The 22,168-nt window shown below is 71.2% G+C and carries 21 protein-coding genes, 1 tRNA gene and 1 pseudogene; 5 read left to right on the top strand and 18 right to left on the bottom strand.

Annotated elements, in window-relative coordinates; translation table 11 throughout:
* Positions 1-5: 5 nt before the first annotated feature.
* Complete coding sequence (locus tag HL652_RS06480) at positions 6-458, bottom strand: pilus assembly protein CpaE (RefSeq protein WP_171704569.1); 453 nt, start codon at positions 456-458, stop codon at positions 6-8.
* Between the two features lie 140 nt (positions 459-598).
* Between HL652_RS06480 and HL652_RS06475 the strand changes: the two are divergent.
* A pseudogene (locus tag HL652_RS06475) lies at positions 599-1,951 on the top strand (flavin monoamine oxidase family protein); the annotation flags it as partial.
* Here the strand turns inward: HL652_RS06475 and HL652_RS21690 are convergent.
* Positions 1,944-2,678: a Pr6Pr family membrane protein gene (locus HL652_RS21690; RefSeq protein WP_371743592.1), complete on the bottom strand. Its 735-nt coding sequence runs from the start codon at positions 2,676-2,678 to the stop codon at positions 1,944-1,946. The pseudogene HL652_RS06475 and the gene HL652_RS21690 overlap by 8 nt on opposite strands.
* 93 nt (positions 2,679-2,771) lie before the next feature.
* On the opposite strand from HL652_RS21690, the gene HL652_RS06470 reads away from it, so the two are divergent.
* Positions 2,772-3,800: an alpha/beta fold hydrolase gene (locus tag HL652_RS06470; protein WP_171704567.1), complete on the top strand. Its 1,029-nt coding sequence runs from the start codon at positions 2,772-2,774 to the stop codon at positions 3,798-3,800.
* On the opposite strand, the gene ppk2 is transcribed toward HL652_RS06470, so the two are convergent.
* The 5 genes from ppk2 to HL652_RS06445 all read right to left on the bottom strand — a co-directional run bounded on the left by ppk2 (position 3,752) and on the right by HL652_RS06445 (position 10,290).
* A complete protein-coding gene (ppk2, locus tag HL652_RS06465) occupies positions 3,752-4,681 on the bottom strand; it encodes a polyphosphate kinase 2 (RefSeq protein ID WP_171704566.1) in 930 nt (309 codons plus the stop codon). The two genes, HL652_RS06470 and ppk2, sit on opposite strands and share 49 nt — an antisense overlap.
* Before the next feature lie 88 nt (positions 4,682-4,769).
* Positions 4,770-7,679, bottom strand: coding sequence for a helix-turn-helix transcriptional regulator (locus HL652_RS21955; RefSeq protein WP_171704565.1), 2,910 nt, complete (start codon positions 7,677-7,679; stop codon positions 4,770-4,772).
* A gap of 2 nt (positions 7,680-7,681) precedes the next feature.
* A complete protein-coding gene (locus HL652_RS06455) occupies positions 7,682-7,915 on the bottom strand; it encodes a hypothetical protein (RefSeq protein WP_171704564.1) in 234 nt (77 codons plus the stop codon).
* Between the two features lie 276 nt (positions 7,916-8,191).
* Positions 8,192-8,791, bottom strand: coding sequence for a PadR family transcriptional regulator (locus tag HL652_RS06450; protein WP_171704563.1), 600 nt, complete (start codon positions 8,789-8,791; stop codon positions 8,192-8,194).
* A 128-nt stretch (positions 8,792-8,919) separates the two neighbouring features.
* Positions 8,920-10,290, bottom strand: coding sequence for an NtaA/DmoA family FMN-dependent monooxygenase (locus tag HL652_RS06445; protein ID WP_171704562.1), 1,371 nt, complete (start codon positions 10,288-10,290; stop codon positions 8,920-8,922).
* A 74-nt stretch (positions 10,291-10,364) separates the two neighbouring features.
* On the opposite strand from HL652_RS06445, the gene HL652_RS06440 reads away from it, so the two are divergent.
* On the top strand, positions 10,365-10,955 hold the full coding sequence (locus tag HL652_RS06440) for a helix-turn-helix domain-containing protein (RefSeq protein ID WP_171704561.1): 591 nt from the start codon (positions 10,365-10,367) through the stop codon (positions 10,953-10,955).
* Between the two features lie 54 nt (positions 10,956-11,009).
* Here HL652_RS06440 and HL652_RS06435 read toward each other — a convergent pair.
* From HL652_RS06435 to rplU, 10 genes are all read right to left on the bottom strand, one after another.
* Positions 11,010-11,085, bottom strand: a tRNA-Ala gene (locus HL652_RS06435).
* Positions 11,086-11,164: 79 nt separating this feature from the next.
* On the bottom strand, positions 11,165-11,536 hold the full coding sequence (gene rsfS / locus HL652_RS06430; protein WP_171704560.1) for a ribosome silencing factor: 372 nt from the start codon (positions 11,534-11,536) through the stop codon (positions 11,165-11,167).
* Positions 11,537-11,558: 22 nt separating this feature from the next.
* Complete coding sequence (locus HL652_RS06425) at positions 11,559-12,710, bottom strand: hypothetical protein (RefSeq protein WP_171704559.1); 1,152 nt, start codon at positions 12,708-12,710, stop codon at positions 11,559-11,561.
* The gene (gene nadD, locus HL652_RS06420; RefSeq protein ID WP_171704558.1) at positions 12,707-13,339 is read right to left on the bottom strand and encodes a nicotinate-nucleotide adenylyltransferase; all 633 of its coding nucleotides are present in this window, start codon (positions 13,337-13,339) and stop codon (positions 12,707-12,709) included. The genes HL652_RS06425 and nadD overlap by 4 nt, the downstream gene beginning before the upstream one ends.
* A 10-nt stretch (positions 13,340-13,349) precedes the next feature.
* On the bottom strand, positions 13,350-13,574 hold the full coding sequence (locus HL652_RS06415) for a hypothetical protein (protein ID WP_171704557.1): 225 nt from the start codon (positions 13,572-13,574) through the stop codon (positions 13,350-13,352).
* 41 nt (positions 13,575-13,615) lie between these two features.
* On the bottom strand, positions 13,616-14,950 hold the full coding sequence (locus tag HL652_RS06410; RefSeq protein ID WP_171704556.1) for a glutamate-5-semialdehyde dehydrogenase: 1,335 nt from the start codon (positions 14,948-14,950) through the stop codon (positions 13,616-13,618).
* Between the two features lie 23 nt (positions 14,951-14,973).
* Positions 14,974-15,807, bottom strand: a complete 834-nt coding sequence (gene proB, locus HL652_RS06405; RefSeq protein WP_171704555.1) for a glutamate 5-kinase — start codon at positions 15,805-15,807, stop codon at positions 14,974-14,976.
* A complete protein-coding gene (gene obgE / locus HL652_RS06400) occupies positions 15,804-17,312 on the bottom strand; it encodes a GTPase ObgE (RefSeq protein WP_171704554.1) in 1,509 nt (502 codons plus the stop codon). Before obgE ends, proB begins: the two co-directional genes overlap by 4 nt.
* A 111-nt stretch (positions 17,313-17,423) precedes the next feature.
* Entirely contained in the window at positions 17,424-17,684 is a 261-nt protein-coding gene (rpmA, locus tag HL652_RS06395; RefSeq protein ID WP_171704553.1) for a 50S ribosomal protein L27, read from the bottom strand.
* Positions 17,685-17,696: 12 nt separating this feature from the next.
* Positions 17,697-18,005, bottom strand: a complete 309-nt coding sequence (gene rplU / locus HL652_RS06390) for a 50S ribosomal protein L21 (protein ID WP_171704552.1) — start codon at positions 18,003-18,005, stop codon at positions 17,697-17,699.
* Positions 18,006-18,160: 155 nt separating this feature from the next.
* On the opposite strand from rplU, the gene HL652_RS06385 reads away from it, so the two are divergent.
* Positions 18,161-18,451 carry a DUF4031 domain-containing protein gene (locus tag HL652_RS06385; RefSeq protein ID WP_171704551.1) on the top strand — a complete coding sequence of 97 codons (291 nt, stop codon included), beginning with the start codon at positions 18,161-18,163 and terminating at the stop codon, positions 18,449-18,451.
* 55 nt (positions 18,452-18,506) lie between these two features.
* Here HL652_RS06385 and HL652_RS06380 read toward each other — a convergent pair whose 3' ends face one another.
* Positions 18,507-21,257 carry an Rne/Rng family ribonuclease gene (locus HL652_RS06380; RefSeq protein WP_171704550.1) on the bottom strand — a complete coding sequence of 917 codons (2,751 nt, stop codon included), beginning with the start codon at positions 21,255-21,257 and terminating at the stop codon, positions 18,507-18,509.
* A 289-nt stretch (positions 21,258-21,546) separates the two neighbouring features.
* On the opposite strand from HL652_RS06380, the gene HL652_RS06375 reads away from it, so the two are divergent.
* Positions 21,547-22,161 (top strand): vitamin K epoxide reductase family protein, encoded by a 615-nt coding sequence (locus HL652_RS06375; protein WP_171704549.1) that lies wholly within the window; start codon positions 21,547-21,549, stop codon positions 22,159-22,161.
* Positions 22,162-22,168 lie beyond the last annotated feature (7 nt).

Genomic DNA, 22,168 nt, shown 5'->3' with positions numbered 1-22,168 from the left:
CCAGCCTATTGCGGGGGGCCGACATCGCTACCGGGCTCGGCCACCAGGCTCTGCACGATGAGGTCGAGCAGGGCCTCGCCGTAGGCGTCGGCCGCGCTCTCCGCCTCGTACACCCGCCGGTTGCCGCGCACCGTCGCGGTGACGAGGAACCGGGGCGGGTCGAAGCCGCGGTCGATCTCGAGACCGTGGAAGCCGTCGCGGAGGAGCTCGCGCAGCTGGTCTTCGCGCGGCAGCCACAGCGTGTCGGCGAGGGCGACCGAGTCGAGCGCCCACTCGGTGGTGCCGTTGAAGCCGATGAGTGTTCCGGTGGGGTACTCGTGCACGTCGACGGTCATCTCGCTCACCGTGTACACCTCGCCGTCGCCCTCGGCCGACTCCACGACGAAGCCGTCCTGCGAACGCGGGTGCCAGCGCAGCCCGGCCGTGCGCAGCGCCCTGGCCAGCTCGATCGAGATCATGAGCCCATCATCCCAGCGCCGGGGGCACTCGGCGCAGCGAATCCCCCGAGCGTTGGATAACGTGGAGACACTCCACATCGCGGGGAGCATCCGGCACCGCGCGAGGAGCACGAGGCGAGATCGGCAGCACGGCAGTGGACATGGAACGGCGCACCTTCCTGGCGGGGGCGCTCTCGGCTGCCACGCTCGCCACACTCGCCGCCTGCGTTCCGGAGGCGCCCGCGCCGACCCCGAGCATCACGCCCACCGTCGGGCCGCTCTCCCCCGTTCCCGCGCCCGCCGCCTACCTCCGCAGCGCCTGGGCCGACGACCCGTACTCCCTCGGCTCGTTCAGCATGACGCCGGTGGGCGCCGACCCGGGCGACCGGGCCACCCTCCGCGAACCCGTGCAGAGCAGGGTGTTCTTCGCGGGCGAAGCCACCTCGGCGGAGTTCCCCGGCACCGTCGTGGGCGCGGCCCGCTCCGGCGAGTCCGCCGCCGCCTCGGTGGTCGCGCTCGGCGACCCGGGCGAACGCATCGCCGTGATCGGCGCGGGCCTCGCGGGGGCGACCGCCGCCCGAGACCTCACCGCGGCGGGCTTCGACGTCGTGGTCGTGGAGGCGCGCGACCGGGTCGGCGGCCGCATCGACACCCGCGACGAGGCGGGCTGGCCGTTCCCGGTCGAACTGGGCGCCGCCTCCGTCACCGGCACCGGTCTCGACGAGCTGCTCACCGCATCCGACGTCGACACCCTCACCCTCGACGCCAGCGCCGAGCTGCGCACGGAGGACGGCACCGTCGTCGCCCCCTCGACGGCGGGCCCGGATGCGGTGGCCGCCGCGGTCGCGTGGGCGAAGGCCCAGGAGGCCGACACCTCGCTCGCCTCGGCACTCGCGGAGTCGGGAGCCCTGGCCATGGTGGCGCCCTCGACACCCACGACGAGCCCCGCCGACGGTGGACCGCTCGCGCCCGACGAAGCGCTCACCCAGTACCTCGACACGACCATCGCGAGCCGGTACGGCGCCGGGCCGTTCGCCCTCTCGGCCTCCTACGGCCTCGACAAGCCGGGGCTCGTCGACGGCACCGGGCTCGTGGTGGGCGGTCTCGACACGCTGGTGCGCGACTGCCTCGAGGGGCTCGACGTGCTGCTGTCGAGCACGGTCATCCGCATCGGCTACGACGACGACGGCGCGAGCCTGCGCTTCGGCACCGGCGAGTCGCTCTCGGTCGACCGGGTCGTCGTGACCGTGCCGCTCGGGGTGCTGCAGGCCGAGACCATCGAGTTCGCCCCGCCGCTGCCCGAGGCCAGCTCGACGGCCATCGCGAAGCTCGGCGTGGGCCGCCTCGAGCAGCTCTGGCTGCGCTTCGACGAGCCGTTCTGGTCGACGGAGGCCACCGTGCTCTCGGTCGTCGACGACACCTCGGTGATCGCGGAGTGGATCAACCTGCTCCCCTCGACCGGCCAGGCCATCCTCATCGGTCTCACCGCATCCGACGACGTCTCGGTCACCTCGAAGCTCGGCGACTCCGAGTTCGTCGAGACGGCGCTGGCCACCCTGGCGCCGTTCGTCGACGAGACCATGACCGCCACGCCGACGCCGGCCACGACGCCCACCGCGGTGCCCTGAGCGGCCGCAGCCGCGAGAGAGCGACGAGCCCGGCCATGATGCCGGCGAACAGGCCGAGCGCGATGCCGCAGTAGAGCACGAACTCCCCGGGCCCGCTCACCTGGTCGGGGTCGAGGAAGAAGTACGGGTACCAGCGCACGATCGACCCGCGGATTAGCGTGAAGACCCCCCACACCACGGGGAAGCCGAGCACGATGGCCACGGTGCGCCAGCGCAGCCGCACCCGCCCGACGCCGATCACCCAGTCGGCGATGAGGTAGGCGGGGATGACGAAGTGCAGCACCTGGCTCGACCAGGGCACCTCGATGCGGTACTGGTGGCTGCCCGCCTGCGACACGATGAGGGCGAACACGATCCCCGAGACGATGACGTAGGTGGTGACGATGGCGCGGAAGCTCACCAGGAGGCGGCCCACCACGTGACCGCGGAGCAGCAGCACACCGGAGGTGCCGAGCACCACGACGTTCGCGAGATTGCTCTGGAAGGTGAAGTAGCTGAAGTAGTTCTCGGCCGAGAAGGTGCTGAAGCCGAGCACGTAGTCGAAGTCGAAGATCAACGCCGTGGCCCCGAGGGCAGCGACCAGCAGGCGCATCACCCCGAACCCTCGTCGCACCCGCGTTCCGCTCCTCGTCGTCGTCGTGCGTCTACGCTATCCCGTCGCCGCGCCGCTCCCATCCGGCGACGGCGGCGGCTCCGAATCGCCTGCATGACCCGGAGTGCCTCCTCGGGCGCGCCTTCTCCCGGCGCGCCGTCACCTGCGCCCTTCGGCGTCGCCGGCACTCCCGACCGGGAACCCTACGCCCCGACCGGCCTCACCACCGACGCGGGTGCTCTCGGCTTCGAGTGGCGGGTGTCGATCACCCGCCTGGGCCCCGTCTCGGCGCGGGTGCGCGGCAGCCGGGGCGCTCTCTCCGACGGCGCAGGGTCGCGGGTGGCGACGCTCCTGCTGCACGGCGCCGCGGGCTCGTGGACCACCTGGACACCGCTCCTCGCCGAACTCGATCGCCGCAGCCTCACGCCCTTCGACGTCGTGGCGCTCGACCTGCCGGGCTGGGGAGACAGCCCGGCCTTCCATCCCGACGCGGGCATCGACGACGTCTCCGGCGCCGCCGTCGACCTGCTGCGCTCGCTCGGCTACACGAGCTGGCACGTCGTGGGCCATTCGCTCGGCGCCTTCATCGCGCTGCACCTCGCCGCCACCGAGCCGGAGGCCACGCTCTCCGCCTCCCTCGTCTCCCCCGCCACCTTCGCCGTGGCCGAGGTGGCGCGCCGCCCGCTGCACGCGGCCTCCCGGCGGCCGGCCTTCGCCGGGCTCCTCGCCGTGATGCGCTGCTTCGCGCCGTTCGGCCGTGGGGCCTCCCGGCTGTTGAAGGCTCTCCGCCGTGCGCGACTGCTCGGGGTCGTCGTCGCACCCCTGTTCGCGCACCCGCGACGCGTGCCCGACTCCGTCGTGGCCGCCCTCGCCGACGAGGTGCGACCCGCGGCCTTCGTGCAGGCCGCCCGCATCGCCGCGGGCTACGACCTCGAGGGCTGGTGGTCGCGCATCCGCTGCCCGGTGCGGTCGGTGCGCGGAAACGACGACGTGTTCGCGGGAGACGACGACGACCGGATGCTCGCGCGGGTCGTGCGCGACGTGTCACTCACCGTGGTGCCCGAGGCGGGGCACTTCGCCCACATCGAGGCTCCTCAGGCGGTGGCCGCCGCGCTGCTCCCCGCGTTCTCGCCACGCTCGTAGACCGTTTCGGCGGGCCCGACGACGAGCGGGTCGGGCGTTCCGACGATCTCGTCGTCGCGCTCGGCGTAGGGGAAGCGGTGCAGCACGTGCCGCATGGCCTCGAGTCTGGCGCGCTTCTTGTCGTTGCTCTTCACCACCGTCCACGGCGCTTCAGGGGTGTCGGTGGCCGCGAACATCGCCTCCTTCGCGACGGTGTACGAGTCCCACTTGTCGAGCGAGGCGATGTCCATCGGCGACAGCTTCCACTGCCGCACGGGGTCGACCTGGCGGATGGCGAAGCGGGTGAGCTGCTCGCTCTTCGACACCGAGAACCAGAACTTGACCACGTCGGCGCCGTCTTGCACGAGCATCCGTTCGAAAGCGGGCGCCTGCAGCAGGAAGCGGGAGTACTGATCGTCGGTGCAGAAGCCCATCACGCGCTCCACGCCGGAGCGGTTGTACCAGGAGCGGTCGAACAGCACCATCTCGCCGGCGGCCGGCAGGTGCTTCACGTAGCGCTGGAAGTACCACTGCGTGCTCTCCCGCTCGGTGGGCTTCTCGAGGGCCACCACCCGGGCGCCGCGCGGGTTGAGGTGCTCGGTGAAGCGTTTGATGGTGCCGCCCTTGCCGGCGGCGTCGCGGCCCTCGAAGACGATGACGAGGCGGCGACCCTCGGCCTTGATCCAGTTCTGGAGCTTCAGCAGCTCGATCTGCAGCAGGCGCTTGGTGAGCTCGTACTCATCGCGGTCGAGGCGATGGTCGTAGGGGTAGCCCTCGCGCCAGGTGTCGACGACCTCGCCGTTGCGGTCGACCAGGATGGGATCGTCGTCGTCGGTGTCGACGACGACGTAGCCGAGCATGTCGTTGAGGTCGACCGGGGAGCTGGTGGGGTCGGCGGGCATCGGGCCTCCTCGTCGCGGGTGCGCCGCGGTGAGCCCCCGCGGCGTGAGGAGTATGGAGGAGGCGGAGGACCGCCGGGCGGACCGGCGGTTAACGCGCGGTGAACGAGCGGGCCAGGAAGGCGGCCTCGGTGCGGGTGGCGGTGTTGGTCTTGCGGAGGATGTTGGAGACGTGCACGCTCGCCGTCTTGGTGCTGATGAACAGCGTCTCGGCGATCTGCCGGTTGCTGAGCCCCTGGGCGAGCAGGTCGAGCACCTGACGCTCGCGCTCGGTGAGGTCGTCTTCGACGGTGCGCACGGCGGCCGGGCCGCCGGGCGGCCGCACGAGGCCCACGCGTCGTTCGAGGTCGTCGACCCGGCGCACGACGAGCCCGAGCCCGATCGCCTCGGCGCCGAGCCGCGCCTGCTCGGCGACGACCCGCGCGGCGGCGCGGTCGGAGGCCCCCGCCAGCGCCTCGGCGAGTCGCACCCGGGCGTAGGGCAGCAGCTGAGCGGGAACGCCGGGGCCGCCTGCCGCGGCGACGGCTTCCTCCCAGAGGGCGCAGTCGTCGCCGCGGCCGCGCTCGCCACCGGTCTCGGCGGCGATGACCGCGAGGTAGGCCGGAGCCGTAGGCCAGGCGGCGACGTCGTCACTCCAGGCGGCGACGCGCTGCTCGAGCTCGTCGGGCTCGACGCCTTCGCCCAACTCGACGCCCTCCGCGCGCGCGGCGGCCACGACCCTCGCAGCGGTGGCGAGCAGGGGCAGGTCGTAGGGCGGGAAGGTGCGCTCCCGCCCCGGCGCGAAGAGCGGGGCGAGCTCGCGCCAGGCGGCGGCGACGTCTCCGCCGGCGAGGGCGATCTCCGCGGCGACCCGGGCGAGACCGAGCCGCGACTGGGCGTCGATGCGCAGCTGGAGGCCGAGGGCCGAGCGCCACGAGCGCAGCAGGCGCTCGGCGAGCTGCTGGTCGCCCGACCACAGGGTGGCCTCCAGTTTGATGCGCTGCAGGTGGGCGCTGAACCCGATGGGCGGGTCGAGCTCGAGCGCGCGGTCGAGCACCGCCTCGGCCCGCTCGGTCTGCCCGAGCGCGAACAGCGGGGCGACGACGTTGGAGAGCAGGATGGCGCCCGAGGTGCGTTCCACCCCGCGTTCGCGCGCCCGCTCGGCCCCCGCTTCAGCGATGCGGACCGCGTCGTCGAATCGCCCGAGCAGGTACATCGCGTCAGAGAGGTTGACCTGGTGGCGCAGCTCGGCCGACTGGTTGCCCACGGCGAGTTCGCCGGCGAGCCGCAGGTCGGCGAGCCCCTCGTCGACCCGGCCGAGGCAGAGCTTCGAGAAGCCGCGGATGTTCGCGGCCACCGACATGCGCGGCTTCGAGCCCACCTGCTCGGCCTCGGCGAAGGCGTCGTCGGCCGTGCGGACGGCGTCGACGAAGAGGGCGTCGAGCATGAGCCGGGCGGCGAGCTCGCCGAGCACGTTGGCGCGCAGCACGCTGCGCCCGGTGCCGTCGATGACCTCGAGCGCCTCGCGCAGCAGCTCGACCGAGCCCGACTGCCCGAGGTTCGCGAGGTAGGACGCCTTGTCACGGAGCAGCCGCCCGTACACCTCGGGTGACTCCGACCGGTCGCAGCAGGCGAGCGCCTCGTCGACCAGCGCGATGGCACGCTCGCTCTCGCCCGCGTTGCGCAGGGTGTAGGCCGTCTCGCCGAGCAGGTCGACCCTGCTGCGCCCGGCGAGCCGCTCGGCGTCGGGAACCCGCGGCCACAGCTCGAGCGCTCGTTCGCCGAGGCGCGAGGCCGTCGAGTTCGCGAAGGCGCTTCTCGCCTGCTCCATCGCCGTGAGCGAGGCGCTGAAGGCCGCCTCGAGGTTGTGCGCGGCCATCCAGTGGTACGAGATGGCACTCGCGTCGACCCGCGAACCGCCCTGGCGACCCTCGAGGGCCTCGGCGTAGCAGGTGTGGAAGCGCATGCGCTCACCGGGGAGCAGTTCGTCGTGCACCGCCTCGCGCACCAGGGCGTGCCGGAAGGCGTAGGCGGTGTCGTCGACGACGAGCACGCGCGCCTGCACGGCCTCGCGCGCCGCGTCGTCGATGGTGCGGGCGTCGTCGTCGCTCACGACGGCGAACAGCTCGTGCTCGACCCGCGCGCCGCCCGCGGCGAGCAGGCGGAGGAAGCGCTGCGTGGAATCGCTGAGGGTCTCGTAGCGGGCGAGCAGGATGTCGCGGAGCGTGTCGGGAAGCGCGTCGACCGTGTCGAAACCGCAGCCGAGGATCTCCTCGATGAAGAAGGGCACCCCGTCGGTGCGCTGCACCACCACGCTGAGATCGGCAGCGCTCAGGGGACTGCCCATGAGCGCCGAGGAGAGCTGCCGCACCTGCCGCCGGTTGAGGCGAGGGAGCTCGCGCCGCGAGACCCGCCGATTGCGGTCGAGCTCGGGCACCCAGCTGCGCAGCGGGTGGCCGCGGCCGAGCTCGTCGCTGCGGTAGGTGACGACGAACAGCACGCGGGCGCTCTCGAGCACACGCATGAGGAAGCGCAGCAGAGCGAGCGTCGCGCTGTCGGCCCAGTGCAGGTCTTCGACGACCACCACGAGCGGATGCTCGCCGGAGACGTCGCCGAGAACCGCGGCGACGGCGTCGAACAGCCGGTCGGCGCCGCCCCGGGCCGCCGGGTCGTCGACGGCCGGCTCGAGCTCGGGCAGCAGCACGCCGAGCGCGTCGGCCGCTGCGCCCGCCGCCTCGCGCACGCGTGGCGCGCCGACCGCGGCGACGAGGGCGCGCAGCACCGCGACGACCGGGGCGTAGGGCGGCGCGTCGCGATCGAGGTCGACGCACTGGCCGCGCAGCACCAGCGTGTCGCCCGGCACCGCGGCGAGGAACTCGGCGACCAGCCTGGTCTTGCCGATGCCCGCCTCACCGCTCACCACCACGGTGCGGGTGAGCCCAGACCTCGCCTCGGCGAGGGCGTCGACGAGCGACTCCAGGTCGTTCTCGCGCCCGATGAGCGAGGGACTGGTGGTCTGCATGCCTACATCGTGCCACCCGCCGCCGACATCCGGCGCGGGCCGCCGCGGCCACCGCGGGCGCCGTGGCGGGCGGCCCTCGCCGCCGCCCGTCGCGCCCGCGCGGGGGCCTGCTGCGCAGCCGACGCGGCGTCCTGCTGCTGACGCTCCGCCTGCATCCGGCGCCGTTCGAGCTCCTCGGTCATGCGCTGCTCCTCGGCCTCGTAGAGCCAGGGGAAGGAATACTCGCTGATCATCACGGCGATCGCCGCCTCTCTCGTCTCGGGGAATCCGACGAGTCGAGAGTGCTCTCTAAGACGCGGGCGCCGTATCGGGCGGACGCCTTATTCGCGACCTCAGAGCCACGGTGACGACGCCCGCCACCACGCACCCGCCGGGTGGACACGCCGTGAACCCCCTCCCTCGGGTGGAGGAAGGGGGTTCGGGTGAGCGGATGCGCGGCCCGTGTCGACGGGAGGCGCGACCGGCTCAGCGTGCGTGGACTGACGCGTGCGTGGACTCGCGTCGGCGAGGACTCAGTCGGCGAGGATGAGGTACAGCGCCCGCCGCGCCTCGTCGAGCTTCTCGGTGGCCTGGGCCCGCTGCTCGTCGGTGGCGGCGAAGCGGAACTGCTTCACGACCCCCATGAGCTTCGCCAGGCTGGTGTGGAACTCGGTCTCGGCCGCGGAGGTGCCCGCCGTCGCCTCCCACGCCTTGGTCAGCTCGTCGGCGTGGTCGGCGACGTAGGCGCGACCGGTGTCGCTCAGCTCGAATTCGGTGCGGCGGCCGTCGCCGGTGGCGACGATGAGCTCCTCGTCGACGAGCTGTTGCAGGGTGGGGTAGACCGAGCCGGGGCTCGGGCGCCACACTCCCCCGGTCTTCTCGGCGATCGCCTTGATGAGGCCGTAGCCGTTCGAGGGCGCCTCGGCGAGCAGGGAGAGGATGGCGCTGCGCACGTCGCCGCGGCTCGCGCGCTGCGGGCCGCGCGGGCCGAAGCCGCCGGGGCCGAAGCCCGGGCCGCCGTGGCCGCGCGGGCCGCGCTCGAAACCGGCGAAGCGCTGGCGTCGGGCGGACCGCTCGGCGCGGTCGTGGTCGTGGTGGTGCTGGGTGAAGGATTCGTCGTTGATGCGTCGCATGGTGCGGCCGCCTTTCTGTCGGGAGGAAATCTGACTCGCGATTGTTCGCGATGCCTCAAAGATATATCGCTACATTCTCGATGTCAAGTGAAAGATATATCGCTGACAGGTCGGGCGCATCCTGAAGCTCAGCGGCGGACGCGGAAGCGGTACCCCCGATGCGTCTCGGGCAGGTGCGCCGTACCCTCGGGGAAGAGCCGCTCGCGCAGCGTCTCCCCCTGAGGCTCGGGGTGCATGAGCCCCCTGGCACGCAGCTCGGGCAGCACGAACTCGATGAGGTCGTCGTAGGTGCCGGGAGTCAGGTGCGGCTGGATGAGGAAGCCGTCGACGCCCGTAGCCGCCACGAACTCCTCCACCTGGTCGACCACCTCCGCCGCCGACCCCACGAACACACTGCCGTTGATGCCGGTGCGGCGGAAGTTCTCGAGTACGTCCTTCACGAGCGGGGCGGGCTCGCCGTCCTTGCCGAGGTAGCGTTCGAGGTTCGACTGGCCCATCTGGGTGGTCGACTGCCCGATGGGGAGCTCCGGGTCGAGGGCGAGCAGGTCGATGCCCGTGTTGCCGGCATAGATCGCCGCGGCTCCCTCGGGAGTCGACAGGGCGAGCATCCGCTCGTGGGTCGCCCACGCGTCTTCGCTCGTCGCCCCCGTGAGGAAGAGGGCACCGACCAGCACCTTGACGGAGTCGGCGGGGCGGCCCGCTGCGACCGCACTCTCGCGGATGCCGCGCACGTTCGCCGCGACCGTCGCGGGCTCCCCGCCTCCGACGAACACGGCCTCGGCGTTCCTTCCGGCGAACTCGCGCCCACGGCCTGACGCTCCAGCCTGCACGAGCAGCGGTGTGCGCTGCGGCGACGGCGGCAGGTTGAGGATGCCGTCGGTGCGGTAGTAGGGCCCGTCGTGGTGAACCAGGTGCACCTTCGCCGGGTCGGCGTAGACGCCGGCCTCCTTGTCGAGCACCAGGGCGTCGTCTTCCCACGACCCCTCCCAGAGGGTGAGGCTCACGTCGACGTAGTCGTCGGCCATGTCGTAGCGCACGTCGTGGGCGATGAGGTCCTTGCCCATGAGGGCGGCTGCGGTCGCGCCCGAGGAGCCGGTGACGATGTTCCAGCCGATGCGCCCCTTGGTGAAGTGGTCGAGCGTGGCGAAGCGCCGCGCGTTCGCGGCGGGCGGCTCGACGGTGGTGGAGGTGGTGAGGATGAAGCCGAGCCGCTCCGTGACAGCCGCGAGGGCGGAGACGAGCGGCATCGGGTCGCCGTGCGGAATGCCGCGGCCTTCGCGCACCGAGGCCTCGATCAGCTCGCCGTCGAGGGCGGGGAAACCGTAGCTGTCGGCCAGGAAGAGGAAGTCGAGACCCGCCTCGTCGAAGGTCTTCGCGAGCGCGATCCAGTGATCGAGGCTGGTGAAGTCGGAGGAGCGGTCGTCGGGATGCTGCCACGCCGACCCGACGGTGCCGTTCGGCCCGATGTACTGGAAGATTCCGAAGAGGAGGGGATTCATGGCATATTTATGCCACAAATATTTTGCGCGGATGTTTCGCAGCGTTTCACGCAGGTCACGAAAGGCCCACCACCATGGCTTCCTCGACACCGTCTTCGGCACCGCTCGACGACGAGTCCGTGACGATGGGCGCCCGCATCCGTTCCCTTCGGCGGGAGCGCGGCCTGACGCTCGTGCAGCTGGCGCGGCTCTCGGGTATGTCGCAGCCCTTCCTGAGTCTCGCCGAGCGCGGCCACGCCCGCCTGAGCCTCGCCTCGATGGCGCGGATCGCCCGCGCTCTAGAAGTGCCCGCCGGCTCGCTGCTGGCGCGGCAGCCCGAGCGGCGCGTCTCGGGTGCCGGAATCGACGTCGTCGCGCACCTCGAGCCGCGCGACCCTGAGGGTGAGCGCACCGTCTGGCAGCTCGCGCAGCTGCCCGGCGGCTTGTTCGGCACCGAGTTCTGGGGGCGCGACGCCGAGTTCGGCGAGTACGCCGTTCACGAGGAGGACGAGTTCCTCTACGTGCTCGACGGCGTTCTCGAGGTGGGCCTGCCTGACGGCACCGTGCATCCGCTCTCGCCCGGCGACACCATGGCCCTCACCGCCGGCACCCCCCACGCCTGGCGCTCGGCCTCCCCCGCAGGCTACCGCGTGGTCACCGTGACTGCCGGAGCGCGCGGGCACTAGCAACGGAGAAAGCCCCGGTCGAGACGGGATCTCGAGCGGGGCTCTCTGGGGTGGTGGTGGACCCGAGGGGATTCGAACCCCTGACCCCCTGCATGCCATGCAGGTGCGCTACCAACTGCGCCACGGGCCCATTCTCATGGGCGTTGTTCTCGCCTCCGGCGGAAACAACTTGTCTAGGTTACTACATGCCGAAGGGTGCTCGTGACCATTCAGGCCTCCTCGACCGAAATCGCCAGCGGAACGACCGGGCAGTCTTTCCAGAGGCGCTCGAGCGAGTAGTAGAGGCGGTCTTCTTCGTGGAAGACGTGCACGACGAGGTCGCCGAAGTCGAGCAGGATCCAGCGGCCGTCGGCCATGCCCTCCTTGCGGATGGCCTTGGCGCCCCGTTCGGCCAGCTTGTCCTGCACCTCTTCGGCGATGGCGATGACGTTGCGCTCGTTGCGGCCCGAGGCGAGCAGGAACACGTCGGCCAGGGGCAGCGGGCCCGACACGTCGAGGGCGACGATGTTCTCGGCCTGCTTGGAGTCGGCCGCGGTCGCCGCGGTCTGAGCGAGTTCGAGGGAGCGAGTGGAAGCAGTCACGAAGACTTTCTGGTCGGCCGGTCTAGAAGACCCGGAAGACGAAGACGGCGAGGAGCAGGCTCACCACGCCGACGGCGAGGACGGCGGCGGTGACCGCCAGCACGACGGGCGCGTTGGCGCGGGCCCGCTTGGGAGGAGCAATGATCGAGGTCGACGAGGTGTTCGTGCTGATGGCACGAGCCGCGCTCACCGGCGCCACGTCGGAACCGCCCTGCTCGGTCTCGGAACGCTCGATGAGCGAGTCGAGGTCGTTCGACTCGAGGCCCGACGCGGGCGCACCCAGCGTGCCGAAGCTCGGCGGGAGGTCGATCGACCCGGTGATGATGACCTCACCGGTCTCGTCGAGCGCGGTGCCCACGTCGTTCGAGCCCGGCACCGTCGGCAGCACGAGCGCGCTGGTGGTGGAGATCGAGTTGGTGGCCGCCGTGTTGCGGAGGGTGAGCAGGTCGTCGAACGACGAGGGCAGCTGGTCGCCGGCAGCGCGGGAGCGGTCGCTCGGGCTCTGGAACTGGGCGCCCAGCGGAGCGGTCGGCGCCTGGGCCGGCTTCGCGGTGTCGGTGGGGTCGACGGCGTCGTCGATCACCATCTCCTCGACCACGGCGGCGTGCGAGTCGGTCTCGCTGACCGAGATGATCTCGACCGGCTCGTCGTCGTTCGACGAGGAGCGCGGGGCGGCGATGACGGTGTCGGTGAGCGGCACGATGTCGATGACGGGCTCCGCGGAGGACACGGGCTCGGGGTCGTCGACCGCCTCGTCGTCGGAGACGACCTCGGGGATGATGGTGTCTTCGACCTCGTCGCGGGCCGGCTCCGTCTGGGAGGACTCCTCGGCGACGGGCTCGTCTGCGACGGGCTCCTCCGCGATGGGCTCCTCCGCGACGGGCTCCGCGGCAGCGTCGGCGACGGGCGCCGCCGCCACGGGCGCAGCGGCGGCCTCGGCAGCCGCGGGCGGCCCCTGGTGCCGGTGCGCACGGCGGGAGCTCGACTCGGCCGCCGCGTCGCCGCCGACGGGCGCGCCGCTCTCGGCTGCCTCGCGGGCCGCCTCCGCCTTGCGGGCGGCCTCGGCCTCCTCGGCCGCCTTGGCGTCGGCCTCGCGCTCCTTGCGCGGCTTCTGCCGCTCCAGCTCACGCAGCTGACGCCGTGTGAGCGGCTGCTCCTCGTGGGACGAACTCATTCAACACTCCGATATAGATGGTGCTTGGTGATGTACTGAACGACACCGTCGGGTACCAAGTACCACACCGGAAAACCCCGGCCGACCCGGCCGCGACAGTCAGTGGACGATATCGCAAGCGCCGGAACTTCCAAATAGCTTACGTCCTGGCGCGGCAAAGACGAAATGGCGAAGGTATGACCGGGCCGGGAGACCGCCACGAAATGGGCGAGATCCCACAGCTCGTCGACGTCTTTCCAGTTGAGGATCTGCGCGATCGCGTCGGCCCCCGAGATGAAGAACAGGTCGGCGTCGGGGTGCGCCTCCTGCAGATCGCGCAGGGTGTCGATGGTGTACGTCACCCCGCCGCGGTCGATGTCGACCCGGCTCACGGTGAAGCGCGGGTTCGACGCCGTGGCGATCACCGTCATGAGGTAGCGGTGCTCGGCCGGGGTGACGGGCTCCTTGTGCCAGGGCCTGCCGGTGGGCACGAACACCACCTCGTCGAGCTCGAACGAGGTCGCCACCTCGCTCGCGGCCACCAGGTGACCGTGGTGGATGGGGTCGAAGGTGCCACCCATCACGCCGATGCGCCGGCGCCGTCGCCCCGCATCAGGATGCTCGCCCGTCTCGGGCGAATCGTTCGTCATTCCGGGAAGGTCAGTGGTCTGCGCCCGTGCGGTCTGCGTGCCCGTGCACGTCGTGGGTCGAGGCGTAGCGCGCCGACTTCTGCGGGTGGCGGTTCGCCACACCGCGGTAGCTCCAGGTGACGAAGGCGAGGGCGACGAAGATAACGGCGGCGACGAGTCCGAACACGATCGGAGGGAACGGGAGCTCGATCGGCACGTCGACGGCTTCCGCCACAACACTCATCAGAACTGACATCACTTCTCCTGCTTTCGAGTCGAACGTCTCTTACGATACCGCTATCGGCGCGACTGTCCTGAACCGTGCACCAGCCATTTGGTGCTGGTGAGCTCCGGCAGCCCCATCGGGCCGCGCGCGTGGAGCTTCTGGGTCGAGATGCCGACCTCGGCCCCGAAGCCGAACTCCCCGCCGTCGGTGAAGCGCGTGGAGGCGTTCACCATCACCACCGCGGAGTCGACCTCGTTGAGGAAGCGCTCGGCGTTGCCGAGGTCGTTGGTGATGATCGACTCGGTGTGGTGGGTGGAGTAGCGGCGGATGTGCTCCATGGCCTGGTCGATGTCGTCCACCACCCGCACGGCGAGATCGAGGCTCATGTACTCGGTGGCCCAGTCGTCTTCGATGGCGGGCACCGCATCCGGGAACAGGGCGAGCGTCTCGGCGTCGGCATGGATCGTGACACCCGAGTCGCGCAGCCGCGTGAGCACCGGGCCGAGCAGCCGGCTCGCGGCGTCGCGATGCACCAGGAGGGTCTCGAGGGCGTTGCAGACGCTCGGCCGCTGCACCTTGGCGTTGTGCACGATGTCGACGGCCCACTCCTCGTTGGCCGAGGCGTCGAGGAAGATGTGCACCACGCCCGCCCCGGTCTCGATGACGGGCACCTTCGACTCGGTGACGACCGTCTCGATGAGCTGCGCGCTGCCGCGCGGGATGAGCACGTCGACGGCCCCGCGAGCCCGCATGAGGCGGGTGGCCCCGTCGCGGCCGAACTCGTCGATGGTCTGCACGGAGGCGCGGGGCAGCCCCACCGACTCGAGCGCGCCCTGGATGAGCGAGACCAGCACTCGGTTGCTGTTCTCGGCGGCCGAACCGCCACGCAGCACGACCGCGTTGCCGCTCTTCAGCGCCAGGGACGCGATGTCGACGGTGACGTTCGGCCGCGCTTCGTAGATGGCGCCGACGACGCCGAACGGCACCCGCACCTGGTCGATGCGCACCCCGTTCTGCAGGCGGCTGCCGCGCACGCTCTCCCCCACCGGGTCGGTGAGCGCGATGATGTCGCGCACGGCGGCGGCGAGACCGGCGAGGCGCGACGCGTCGAGACGCAGGCGGTCTTGGAGCGCTGCCGAGAGCCCGTTCTCGCGGCCGTTCGCCAGGTCGAGCTCGTTGGCGGGCACGATCTCGTCTGCGCCCGACTCGACGGCGGCGGCGATGGCCTCGAGCGCGCGGTTCTTCTGCTCGGTCGTGACCGTGGCAAGCGCGATCGACGCCTCGCGGGCCGCCTGGAGCTTCTCGTCGAAGGTCGGGGCGGCCGCCCGGGCGCCCTGCGCCGACGGGGCGGTCTCGGCCGGGCCCGACGAGGCGGCAGGGGTGATCACGGCAGTGCTCTCAGACATGCTGGGATTCTACCGGCCGCGCGTCACCCCAGGGCGATCGAGCCGGTGGCGGAGGGCTCCCGCATGAGGGTGGCGGGCTCGAACCAGGTGCCCACCTCGGCGCCCGAGAGCGCCTCGGCCACCTTCGTGGTGGAGGTGACGAGCACCGCGGTGCCCGCGGCAGCCGCGAGCCGGGCGGCAGACACCTTGGTGGCCGCGCCGCCCGTGCCGACGCCCGCGGCGCCGATGTCGCCGAAGGTCACGCCGGCGAGCTCGTCGCCGACGGGCACGGTCTCGATCTTGACCGCGCCTGGCTCCTGCGGAGGGCGCGTGTAGAGCGCGTCGACGTCGGAAAGCAGCACGAGCGCATCCGCCCCCACCAGCTGTGACACGAGCGCCGCCAGACGGTCGTTGTCGCCGAAGCGGATCTCGTGGGTGGCGACGGTGTCGTTCTCGTTGACGATGGGCAGGATGCGGAGGCCGAGCAGGCGGTCCATCGCACGCTGGGCGTTCGACCGGTGGGTGGGGTTCTCCAGGTCGCCCGCGGTGAGCAGCACCTGGCCCGCGGTGATCTCGTAGCGGCGCAGGCTGTCCTGGTAGCGGAAGACCAGGATGTTCTGGCCGACCGCCGCGGCGGCCTGCTGCGTGGCGAGGTCGCTCGGGCGGGCGTCGAGCTTGAGGTAGGGCATGCCGGTGGCGATCGCTCCCGACGACACCAGGATGACCTCGGTGCCGCGCGCGTGGGCGGCGGCGAGGGCGTCGACGAGGGGCTCGATCTGGCCCGCGTTCGCCCCGCTGATCGACGAGGAGCCGACCTTCACCACGACCCGGCGGGCGGTGGGGATCTCGGAGCGCGAGCGCAGGGAGGTGCGCGTCATTCCTCGTCCTCGTCGTTCCACAGTCCGGCGTCGCGCTCGCGCACGAGCTCGGCACGTGCCTCGGCCTTGGCGTCCATGAGGTCGTGGTACTCCTCGCGGCGCTGGCTGCTGGTGCGGCGGTGGTTCGGGTCGAGGCGCGGGTCGGAGCCTCGGGGGCTCGTGACCAGCTCGGCGGTCGAGGTGAGAGTGGGCTCCCAGTCGAACACGATGCCGTTGCCCTCGCCGATGACGACGGCGGAACCCGCCACCGCGCCGGCCTTGAACAGGCCGTCTTCGACGCCGAGCTTGGCGAGCCGGTCGGCGAGGAAGCCGACGGCCTCGTCGTTGGTGAAGTCGGTCTGCTGCACCCAGCGCTCGGGCTTGGCCCCGATGACGCGGTAGACGTTGCCGTGCGTGCCGCCCTCGACGCGGATGGTGAAGCCCGCCTCGTCGACGGCGCGCGGGCGGATGACGATGCGCGTGGGCGCCGGCTCCTCCGCCGCCTTCGCGCGGGCCGCCTCGACGAGCTCCGCCAGGGCGAACGACAGCTGCCGGAGGCCCTCGTGGCTGGCGGTGGAGATCTCGAACACGCGGTAGCCACGCGCCTCGAGCTCGGGCTTGACGAACTCGGCGAGCTCGCGCGCCTCGGGCACGTCGATCTTGTTCAGGGCGATGAGCTGGGGTCGCTCGAGCAGCGGCACCTGGCCCTCGGGAACCGGATAGGCGCCTAGCTCACCCAGGATGACGTCGAGGTCACTGACGGGGTCGCGGCCCGGTTCGAGGGTGGCGCAGTCGAGCACGTGCAGCAGCGCGCTGCAGCGCTCGACGTGCCGGAGGAACTCGAGCCCGAGGCCCTTGCCCTCGCTCGCGCCCTCGATGAGACCGGGAACGTCGGCGACCGTGTAGCGCACCGAGCCGGCCTGCACCACGCCGAGGTTCGGGTGGAGGGTGGTGAAGGGGTAGTCGGCGATCTTCGGCTTCGCCGCGGAGAGGGCGGCGACGAGGCTCGACTTGCCCGCGGAGGGGTAGCCCACGAGCGCCACGTCGGCGACCGTCTTGAGCTCGAGCAGCACGTCGCCCTGCCAGCCCTCGGTGCCGAGCAGCGCGAAGCCGGGCGCCTTGCGCTTCGTGGTGGCGAGGGCCGCGTTGCCGAGGCCGCCGTGGCCGCCCTCGGCGACGACGAAGCGCATGCCGGGTTCGACGAAGTCGACGAGCTCGGTGCCGTCGGGCGTCTTCACCACGGTGCCCACGGGCACGTTCAGCACGAGCTCTTCGCCGTTGGCTCCGGCGCGGTGGTCGCCCATGCCGGGCCCGCCGTTCTGCGACGACACGTGGGGGTGCCGGTGGAACCCGAGGAGGGTGGTGGTGTGGGCGTCGCTAACGAGCACGATGTCGCCACCGTGGCCGCCGTTGCCGCCGTCGGGGCCGGCCAGCGGCTTGAACTTCTCGCGGCGCACCGAGACGCAGCCGTTGCCGCCGTTGCCCGCCCTGAGGTGCAGGGTCACGTGGTCGACGAACGTCACCATGACGGGTTCCTCACACTCTCTGATCGACGGGCCGACGCGCGCGAGGGCCCGGGGGAAAACGAAAGCAGGGGTGGGCGATCAGCCCACCCCTGCTCGAAGCGTTCGTCGCGACTACTCGGCAGCCGCTGCGACGATGTTGACGACCTTGCGGCCGCCCTTGGTGCCGAACTCGACCGAACCGGCCGAGAGGGCGAACAGCGTGTCGTCGCCGCCACGGCCGACGTTCACGCCGGGGTGGAAGTGGGTGCCGCGCTGACGGACGAGGATCTCGCCCGCGCCGACGACCTGGCCGCCGAAGCGCTTGACACCCAGACGCTGAGCGTTGGAGTCACGACCGTTGCGAGTGGAGCTCGCACCCTTTTTGTGTGCCATCTGCTTGTTCCCTTACTTGATTCCGGTGACCTTGACGCGGGTGAGCTCCTGGCGGTGGCCCTGGCGCTTCTTGTAACCGGTCTTGTTCTTGAACTTCTGGATGACGATCTTCGGGCCGCGGAGGTCTTCGAGAACCTCGGCCGTGACCTTCACCTTCGACAGCGACGTGGCGTCGGAGGTGATCTTGTCACCGTCGACGAGCAGCACGGCTGCCAATTCGATGTTGCCCTCGGCGTTCGCCTTGATGCGGTCGAGTGTGACGATCGTGCCGACCTCGACCTTTTCTTGACGGCCACCGGCGCGCACAACTGCGTAAACCAATTTACGTACCTAACTCTTCAGGGTGATTCGAAAGCGCGATCTGCGACGCTTGGAAGTCTTGGCGTTCTGAAGAGCGATGCTCTAAGCACACCAGCGGTCAAGCTTACATGAAAGCGTGATTTCGGTCAAAGCAACACGGGTGGGATACTCGGTGCGTGACCGTGCTGATCGACAACCCCATGTGGCCAGCCCACGGTACCATCTGGGGCCATCTGGTCAGCGACGAATCGCTGGAGGAGCTGCATCTGTTCGCCGAATCGGCAGGGCTCCCCGCCCGCAGCTTCGACCTCGACCACTACGACGTGCCCGTCGACCGCTACGAGGAGCTGGTCGCCGCCGGCGCCCTCCCCGTGAGCTACCGCGATCTCGTGGTGCGGCTGCGGGCGAGCGGACTCCGCGTGCGCGGCAAAGACCGCGAGACGCGCAGAGGCCGGCCCGCGCACTGAGCGCGAACCGGCCTCTCGCCGGGCCGTGACCGACCCGGGTGTCAGGAGCGAGGTGTCAGGAGTCGGTGGGCTCCACGGGCGCCGAGACCGCGGCCGTCGAGACCCGTCGGCTGCGCGAGCGGCCCTGACCGGGCTGCTTGGGGGCAGGCAGGGCATCGAGCACGGAGTCGAGCAGGCTCGAGGCGTCTTGCGGGTTCACCCGCGGCGCACGGGAGGCCTTCGCGACGGGGATGTCGAGGATGGCGATCGGCTCGTCGCGCTGCGGCGCGTCGTCGCCCGGGCGCGCCTCGGCGGCGGGCCGCTTCTCGGCCGCGTCAGCCGCGACGGGAGCAGCGGGCGACTCGGACTCGGCCGAGACCTGTGCCGCCCCCGAGTCGTCGCCGCGACCGTGCCGCGACTTGCGACGACGCGAGGAGCTCGACGCGGCCTTCTGCGCGTCGGGGCTCTTCGCCGGGGCGCCCGACTGCTCGGCCGGAGCGGCCTCGGTCGCGGCGGCGGGTGCTGCCGCGTCTGCCGCGGGGGTCTCGGCCGGTGCGGCAGGAGCATCCTTCTCGGCCGGTGCGTGGTGGGCGGCGGCGGCGATGGTGCTCGCCGCGATCTGCGCCAGTGCGTTCTTGGCGTCGTCGGTGATGGCGTGCGTGCCGCCGTTGCCGTTCGACGACCCCGTCGAGGCCGACCCGTGCGCGTGCCCGTTGCCGGTGCCGGAGCCGTTCGAGCCGGAGCCGCCGCGACCGCGCCGGCTGCTGCCGCCGTTCTGCCCGCCGCCGTTCTGGCCTCCGTTGCCGCCCGAGCGGTGCTTCACGACGGGGTCGTGGTGCACGATGATGCCGCGGCCCGCGCAGGTCTCGCAGGGTTCGCTGAACGACTCCAGGAGCCCGAGGCCGAGCTTCTTGCGGGTCATCTGCACGAGGCCGAGCGAGGTGACCTCGGCCACCTGGTGCTTGGTGCGGTCGCGACTCAGGCACTCCACCATGCGGCGCAGCACCAGGTCGCGGTTCGACTCCAGCACCATGTCGATGAAGTCGACCACGATGATGCCGCCGATGTCGCGCAGGCGCAGCTGCCGCACGATCTCCTCGGCGGCCTCGAGGTTGTTCTTCGTGACGGTCTCCTCGAGGTTGCCGCCCGAGCCGACGAACTTGCCGGTGTTGACGTCGACGACGGTCATCGCCTCGGTGCGGTCGATCACGAGCGAGCCGCCCGAGGGCAGCCAGACCTTGCGGTCGAGGGCCTTCTCGATCTGCTCGGTGATGCGGAACTCATCGAAGGCGTCGCGCTCGCCCTCGTACTTCTGCACGCGGTCGAGCAGGTCGGGCGCCACGGCGGTGAGGTAGTTCTCGATGGTGGCCTGGGCGTCGTCGCCCGAGATCACCATGCGGTGGAAGTCCTCGTTGAAGACGTCGCGCACGATCTTGATGAGCAGGTCGGGCTCGGAGTGCAGCAGGTGCGGGGCCTGCTGCTTCGTGACCTGCTCGCTGATGTGCGCCCACTGCGAGGTGAGGCGGTTGACGTCGAGGGTGAGCTGCTCCTCGGTGGCGCCCTCGGAGGCGGTGCGCACGATCACGCCGACGTTCTCGGGCAGCACCTCCTTGAGGATGCGCTTGAGGCGAGCCCGCTCGGTGTCGGGGAGCTTGCGCGAGATGCCATTCATCGAGCCGTTGGGCACGTAGACCAGGTAGCGGCCGGGCAGGCTGACCTGGCTGGTGAGCCGGGCGCCCTTGTGGCCGACCGGGTCTTTCGTCACCTGCACGAGCACGGTGTCGCCCGACTTCAGGGCGAGCTCGATGCGGCGCGGCTGCGAACCCTTGCCCTCGGATGCTCCTGCCGCGGCCTCCCAGTCGACCTCACCGGAGTAGAGCACCGCGTTGCGGCCGCGGCCGATGTCGACGAAGGCGGCCTCCATGCTCGGCAGCACGTTCTGCACGCGGCCGAGGTAGACGTTGCCGATGAGCGAGGCATCTTGCGCCTTCGCCACGTAGTGCTCGACCAGCACGCCGTCTTCGAGCACGCCGATCTGGATCTTGTCGTTCTTCGCCCGCACGACCATCACGCGGTCGACGGCCTCCCGGCGGGCGAGGAACTCGGCCTCGGTGACCACGGGGCGGCGGCGGCCGGCATCGCGACCGTCGCGGCGGCGCTGCTTCTTCGCCTCGAGCCGGGTGGAGCCCTTGACGCGCTGCGGCTCGGTGATGAGCTCGGGCTCGCGCGGGGTGCGCACCTTGACGACGGTGTTCGCGGGGTCGTTGTCTCCCCCGCGCGACTCCTCGCCCGAGCGGCGGCGCGAGCGGCGCCTGACGGAGCCCTCCTGCTCGTCGCGATCGGGCCGGTCGTCGCGCTCGCGCGGAGGGAGCGGCGGCAGCTCGGGCAGGTCGGGTGCCTGGAAGAAGAGCGAGGTGGTGCTGAGCGGCCGAGGTGCTGTGGGCGCGGTGCTGCTCACCGCATCCGATGCCGTCGCCGCAGGCGCCGAGAACGGGGCGAGGCCGGGCTGGTCGTCGTGCTCGGGCTCGAGGGCCGGCGCGGCAGCCTGGGGCTCGACGGCCCCGGGGTCGGTCGCCTCGGGGCCAGTCGCCTCGGGCTCCGTCGCCTCGGAGCCAGTCGCCTCGGTGCCAGTCACCTCGGGCGCGGTCGCAGCCGGTGCCGCGGACTCCTGCTCGGCCGGAACCGGCGCGGCGGGCTGGGGCTCGGCCGTCGCGGCCGTCTGCTCCGGCTTCTTCACCGAGCGGCGGCCGCCGAAGAGCCGCTTGCGCCGCCCTGTTCCTTCGTGGTTGTTCGAATCGCTGCCATTGTGTGAATTCTTCTCCACCATCTCTGGTGCACTCCTTGCCAGCCGGTGGCCCGAGGCCTCCGGCAGGTACTCTCGCGAGCGAGGCTCCGCTTCGCGGAGCACCTCGCCGAACCATCTCATGCGCCGGGCGGGTCGTGCCCTCCGCGGTCGCTCTGTCTGTGAACACCTGGGGTGTTCGAATCGGGTCGGAGCCGATGAAGGCGGCCGCCCGATAAGTCTTCTCGGCACCCGCGGCCAGCGCGGACACCTTCCAGCGATTATCGCACGCATTCCCAGATCGGTCGTGAAGGGCCCGTGCAATAATCCCTAGGTGCCAGCCGAGACCTCGTCCTCCCGCCGCCCGATCGGCCTCGCGATCTTCCTCGTGGTGGCCGGTGTGCTGGGCTGGTTCGCGTCGTTCGACCTCACCCTCGAGCGCATCGAGACGCTGATCGACCCGAGCTACGTGCCGAGCTGCAACATCTCGCCGCTCGTGACCTGCGGCCCCAACATGGCGAGCCCCCAGGGCGCGCTGTTCGGCTTCCCCAACCCCATCATCGGCGTGGCGGCCTTCGTCGCGCCGATCGTGGTGGGCGTCGCCATCCTCGCCGGCGCCCGGTTCGCGAAGTGGTTCTGGGTGATCTTCAACCTCGGCTTCGCGCTCGCGCTCTGGTTCGTCATCTGGCTGATGATCCAGTCGATCTTCGTGCTCGGCACGCTCTGCCCCTACTGCATGCTCGTGTGGAGCGTCGTGATACCGCTGTTCTGGTACGTCATGGCCTACAACGTCAAGGAGGGCAACTTCGGCAATCGGGGCGCCAGCCGCGAGATCGCGGCGATGGCCTACCCCTGGGTGTGGACGCTGGTGCTGCTCAGCTACCTTGCGGTCGTGGTGATGGCGCAGCTGCGCCTCGACGCCATCACCACGATCCTGCAGACGCTCTAGAACCGCC

This window comes from Herbiconiux sp. SALV-R1, from assembly GCF_013113715.1.
Taxonomy (GTDB): domain Bacteria; phylum Actinomycetota; class Actinomycetes; order Actinomycetales; family Microbacteriaceae; genus Herbiconiux.
This window is presented reverse-complemented; position numbering and strand designations above follow the sequence as displayed.